This is a genomic window from Streptomyces sp. NPDC006602 (genome assembly GCF_042870385.1).
Lineage (GTDB): Bacteria > Actinomycetota > Actinomycetes > Streptomycetales > Streptomycetaceae > Streptomyces.
The window spans coordinates 1-4,367 of sequence record NZ_JBIAHG010000089.1; the positions used below are offsets into that span (position 1 = coordinate 1).

A 4,367-nucleotide genomic window follows, 5' to 3' on the forward strand; every position below is an offset into this window, starting at 1 on the left:
ATCCCCCAGTTCAGAACTTGACATGGACCTTCTCCACTTCGTCGAGCGAGGTGTCAAGACGGAGGGGCTTGCGGGTCTCGACCATGATGATCTCCCACTCGACCCGGTCGTAGGCGTCCCCGGCGTCCCGGACCGCCTCGTGCACCCGCTGCGGCCAGCCGTGGTGGATGCCCTGCGGGGAGTGGTCGATGAGCCCGGGCGGTATGGGCACGCCGAAGGCCGAGCCGCCGTGGAGGAAGGAGACCTCGTCGAAGTCGGCGTTGCGGTGGTGGAACGGCGCCCGCTCCACCCCTGCGACCTTCTCCGCGGGCCGGGGCAGCAGGTTGAGCAGGGTGAAGCCGGGGCCCGCCAGGAACACGTGCATCGACGGCGGCAGGTGGACGGTGTCGGACATGATGACGTTCCAGTCCGCGATGTTCATGGCGAACGGGTAGAGGTCACCCTTCCAGCCGACGATGTCGAACGGGTGGGACTCGTAGACGACGTCGGAGTACTCGCCGTCGTACTTCACCCGGACCTGGTACTCGCCGGGCTCGGTGACGGGGTCCCCGAGGACGGGGAGCCTCAGCCGGTCGGGGTCGAAAGGAGCGTGCCGACCGAGGCCCGAGTAGTTCGGGAAGTGCGGCTGGCCGCCGTAGGTCTCGATGCCGAACAGGTTCAGCGGCTCGTCGACGATCCAGCGCCGGGTCGCGCCCTTGGGGACGTACACGTAGTCCCCGACGCCGAACTTCAGCGCGCCGTACTCCGACAGGAGAGTGCCGCTTCCCTCGTGGACGAACCAGACTTCGTCGCCGTCCACGTTCCGGAAGAGCCACGGCATGGATTCCTGACGGCGGCTCGACCAGATGGAGATGTCGCTGTTGTAGAACAGGCGCTGCGGGACACCGTCGGCAGAAACGCTGTCATTCGTCTTGAGCAGGTTGCTGTCGAACGTGGTGTTGCGGAAACGGCCCTCGGTGCGGAAGCTCTGCGGGTCCCCGGCACGATAGAAGAGCGTTGTGGGGCCGTCGAATCCGTCGCGGCTCAACTCGTCCTCGGCGAGTCCTTCGAGATCGCGGTGCGCCTGAATCGGGGTGCGGCCTTGCTTGACCTGGTGGATCGAACGGTATTGCGGCATGACTGTCTCACCTTTCGGTGATGGGATTTCGGGCGGCTCCGAAATGGCCGCCCGGCGGCTCCTGAAAAAGCCGGTTGACGTATCCACTACCGTACTGGCCGCCCATCAGGTCGTCAAGCGCTTTACGACCTGGATCATGGTGAGGCTCCCATCCCGGCCGGCCAGGGAAGCGTTCGAAGACCTCTGGCTCGTCGGCATGGGAGCCCTGTTCACTGCCGCGTGACGTCAGCCGTCACCGGGTGTCGACGGCGTCGGCCACCGTCCGGAGCAGTTCCATGAGCTGGCGCTGCTGATCCGGACAGAGGGAGCTCAGCAACTCCTCTTCCAAGGCGAGCTGCCCCTTCATCGCGGGCTCCATGTGAACCCGGCCGGCGTCGGTGAGCTGTACGACGACCAGCCGCCGATCGTCCGGGACGGGCTTGCGCCGCACCATCCCGGCAGCCTCCAGCTTGTTCACGGCGCTGCTCACCGCCGCGCGGGTGGACATGCTCAGCTCGGCCAGCCGTCTGATCTCCAAGTCACCCTCGCTCCAGAGGAAGACAAGCAGCCGGAAGCCGGCCCACGACCAGCCGTACTGCCGGTGATAGGCGTCCGACCGCGTCGCCAGCTGCATGGAGGTGCGCAGCAGGTTCACGACAACAAGCATCCGAACATAGCCTTCCTCGGATGCCAGGCCTGCTTCCAGATGCTTCTTGGTGAGGAGCTCGGCCGACTGGGATCGGTCGCTTGACGTCATGATCATCTTCGTTTCTGTCGATCTGCAGTGGGGGAAGCAGGTCACACATCGAGCGCGCCTTCGTGCCTTCGTGCCTTCGTGCCTTCGTGCCTTCGTGTGATTTTCCCTCAGTGCGCGACCGAACGGAAACGTGCCCCTGACAGCCCTTCCGCCGCGCAGGTGGCGCAGGGCCCGGACGGCCGCGTGGGCGCCGCACGTTCCATATGCGCCCGGGCCGGGGGGTGTTGCCGCCGAGCACAGGAAGTGCCCGGGCAGTCGGACCGTCGTAGGGATGTGGGGTCAGGCGTGGCCCGGCCTGCAGCAGGTGGCGCCGGCCGGCCCGGCCCCATCGTGAGCCGCCGAGGTCACGTCATGACACGGATCGGGCGGCCGGCGACGAAGGCGGCGATGTTCTCTACTGCATGTCGGTAGAAGACGTTGTAGTTGCCTTCTGTCACATATCCGATGTGCGGGGTGACGATGGCGTTGTCCAGCGTCCGCAGGACGTGGTCCTCAGGCAGGGGTTCGACGTCGAACACGTCGAGGGCGGCTCCGCGGATCGTCCCCTCCTGCAGGGCTCGGACGAGGGCCTCCTCGTCGACGATGGGGCCCCGGGAGGTGTTGACCAGCAGGGCGGTGGGCTTCATGGCGGCGAGTTCGGCCGCCCCGACGAGGCCCCGGCTGCGCTCGCTGAGCACCATGTGGACGGACACCACGTCGGCACGCGCGAACAGCTCCTGCCTGCTCACCGCGGTCACCCCGTGCTCCGCGGCCTTCTCGGCGGTGAGGTTCTGGCTCCAGGCGATGGTCTCCATGCCGAAGGCCTGGCCCACCTTGGCCACGCGGGAGCCGAGCCGGCCCAGGCCCAGCAGGCCGAGCGTCCTGCCCTCCAGCATCGTGCCCACGCCCATCTGCCAGCCGCCCTCACGGACATGCCGCGTTTCGGCGGGCAGATTTCTGACCGCCGCGAGGATGAGCGCCCAGGTGAGCTCCACCGTGGCGGAGACGTCGGGGTATCCGGTACGGCAGACCGTGATGCCCTGGGCGCCCGCGGCCGCGATGTCGATGGAGGCGTTCACCGGGCCGGTGGTCACCAGCAGCTTCAGTCGCTCGAGCCGGCGCAGCACGTCGGCGGGGAAGGGCGTCCGCTCCCGCATCGCCACCGCCACGTCGAAGTCGGCCAGTTGGGAGACGACCGTGTCCGCGTCGGGAAACGCCGCGTGGAACACCTGTACATGCGCTTTGAGGGAGTCCCAGTCGGCATGCTTCCGTGCCACGTACTGGTAGTCGTCGAGTACCGCGATACGCAGATCGTTCATTTCCGTTTCCGATTCATCGAGGGCGAGTCACTGGCGCCATTCAGTGGGTGAAAGTCGCAGGGTCGAGTTCATGAGGCTGGTTCGGCCGATTCAAACAGGCCCGGACGCACCGTCGGCAAGGATCCGCCGGCGCGACGGCACGGCGATCAGTCCGGTCGCAGGATACGGCCGTATCGCCGTGCCTCTTCCCTCACCGGCCATGCGCGCAGCGCATGGTCCCGGAAGGCGCGCAAGGCGAGCGGCAGGGCACGGTCGGTGAACCAGCGAGGCCGATCTGCCGGGTGCACGCGCGTCTGGTCACCGGGATCAGAGGCACGGCGGCCTCGCCCGGCGCGGAGCCGACCGGGTCGCCGGCTTCCGGCGGGACCTGCGAGCGATGACCCCCGGGACGGCACAGCGAGATCTGAGGGACGTACTGGAGCGGATCAACCGGATCGTGCCCGGGATGGCCGGAGGCGCCCCGTGGCTGCGGTGGCGGTGGCGGTCCATTGATCATGACTGGCCATCCGCACTGTGCACTGGCTGATACGAATGCACCACTGCCGGGACGAGACTTTCCCGCGAGGACGGCCCCACCCGTCCGCGAGGAGAGCCATGCGCGCGGTGATCGTGCACGAGTACGGACAGACGCCGGTCCTGGGCGAGATGCCCACCCCACGACCAGGACCCCGCCAACTGCCGATAAGGCTGCGGGCAGCGGCCGTCGACCGCAGGCTTGCGCACGGCGACCGGCGCATCATGTTCCCCGGCACGTGCCCGATGGTGCTGGTCACCGACGGCGCGGGCATCGTCGAGAGCGTCGGCGAGGGCGCTCCTGACGTCGCCGCCGAACGGATGCGCCGCTACGGCGCCGCCGAGATCATCGACCCTACGGCCCTCGCCGTGCCGGAGGCGGTACAGCGGGCGCATCCCGACGGCATCGACGCGCTGATCGACCTCGTGAGCGACGCGGACCGCTTCGCCTCGCCGGCCAAGCTGGTCCGCCCGGGCGGCTCGGCCTTCGGCGTGCCCACGCCGCTCGGGCTCATCGACCACTCCCGCGCAGGGCATCCACCACGGCTGGCCTCAGGAGGTCCACGAGCCGGTCCGCGGCGCCGGGGACACCTACGACCGGGGCAGGCGGAGATCATCACGGTCGAAACCCGCAGCCCCCTCTGTTTTGACACGTTCATCGCTGAAGGGGAGCAGATCAATGCCTAGTTTTGAGCCGCAGGGC

The 4,367-nt window shown here is 68.0% G+C and carries 5 protein-coding genes; 2 read left to right on the top strand and 3 right to left on the bottom strand.

Annotated features, from left to right (window positions below):
• Positions 1 to 10: 10 nt before the first annotated feature.
• Positions 11 to 1,117, bottom strand: a complete 1,107-nt coding sequence (locus tag ACFYO2_RS49455) for a homogentisate 1,2-dioxygenase (protein WP_388364052.1) — start codon at positions 1,115 to 1,117, stop codon at positions 11 to 13.
• Between ACFYO2_RS49455 and ACFYO2_RS49460 the strand changes: the two genes are divergently transcribed.
• Entirely contained in the window at positions 1,116 to 1,340 is a 225-nt protein-coding gene (locus tag ACFYO2_RS49460; RefSeq protein ID WP_388364055.1) for a hypothetical protein, read from the top strand. The two genes, ACFYO2_RS49455 and ACFYO2_RS49460, sit on opposite strands and share 2 nt — an antisense overlap.
• A 9-nt stretch (positions 1,341 to 1,349) precedes the next feature.
• Here the strand turns inward: ACFYO2_RS49460 and ACFYO2_RS49465 are convergent, their stop codons facing one another.
• Positions 1,350 to 1,853 carry a MarR family winged helix-turn-helix transcriptional regulator gene (locus ACFYO2_RS49465; RefSeq protein ID WP_388364058.1) on the bottom strand — a complete coding sequence of 168 codons (504 nt, stop codon included), beginning with the start codon at positions 1,851 to 1,853 and terminating at the stop codon, positions 1,350 to 1,352.
• 344 nt (positions 1,854 to 2,197) lie between these two features.
• On the bottom strand, positions 2,198 to 3,142 hold the full coding sequence (locus tag ACFYO2_RS49470) for a D-2-hydroxyacid dehydrogenase family protein (protein ID WP_388364063.1): 945 nt from the start codon (positions 3,140 to 3,142) through the stop codon (positions 2,198 to 2,200).
• 603 nt (positions 3,143 to 3,745) lie between these two features.
• On the opposite strand from ACFYO2_RS49470, the gene ACFYO2_RS49475 reads away from it, so the two are divergent.
• On the top strand, positions 3,746 to 4,351 hold the full coding sequence (locus ACFYO2_RS49475; RefSeq protein WP_388364060.1) for a hypothetical protein: 606 nt from the start codon (positions 3,746 to 3,748) through the stop codon (positions 4,349 to 4,351).
• Positions 4,352 to 4,367 lie beyond the last annotated feature (16 nt).

Bases quoted from the DNA above. Each gene is read 5' to 3' on its own strand.
- ACFYO2_RS49460 (WP_388364055.1), top strand. From the start codon at position 1,116: ATGACTGTCTCACCTTTCGGTGATGGGATTTCGGGCGGCTCCGAAATG.
- ACFYO2_RS49455 (WP_388364052.1), bottom strand. From the start codon at position 1,117: ATGCCGCAATACCGTTCGATCCACCAGGTCAAGCAAGGCCGCACCCCG.
- ACFYO2_RS49465 (WP_388364058.1), bottom strand. From the start codon at position 1,853: ATGACGTCAAGCGACCGATCCCAGTCGGCCGAGCTCCTCACCAAGAAG.
- ACFYO2_RS49475 (WP_388364060.1), top strand. From the start codon at position 3,746: ATGCGCGCGGTGATCGTGCACGAGTACGGACAGACGCCGGTCCTGGGC.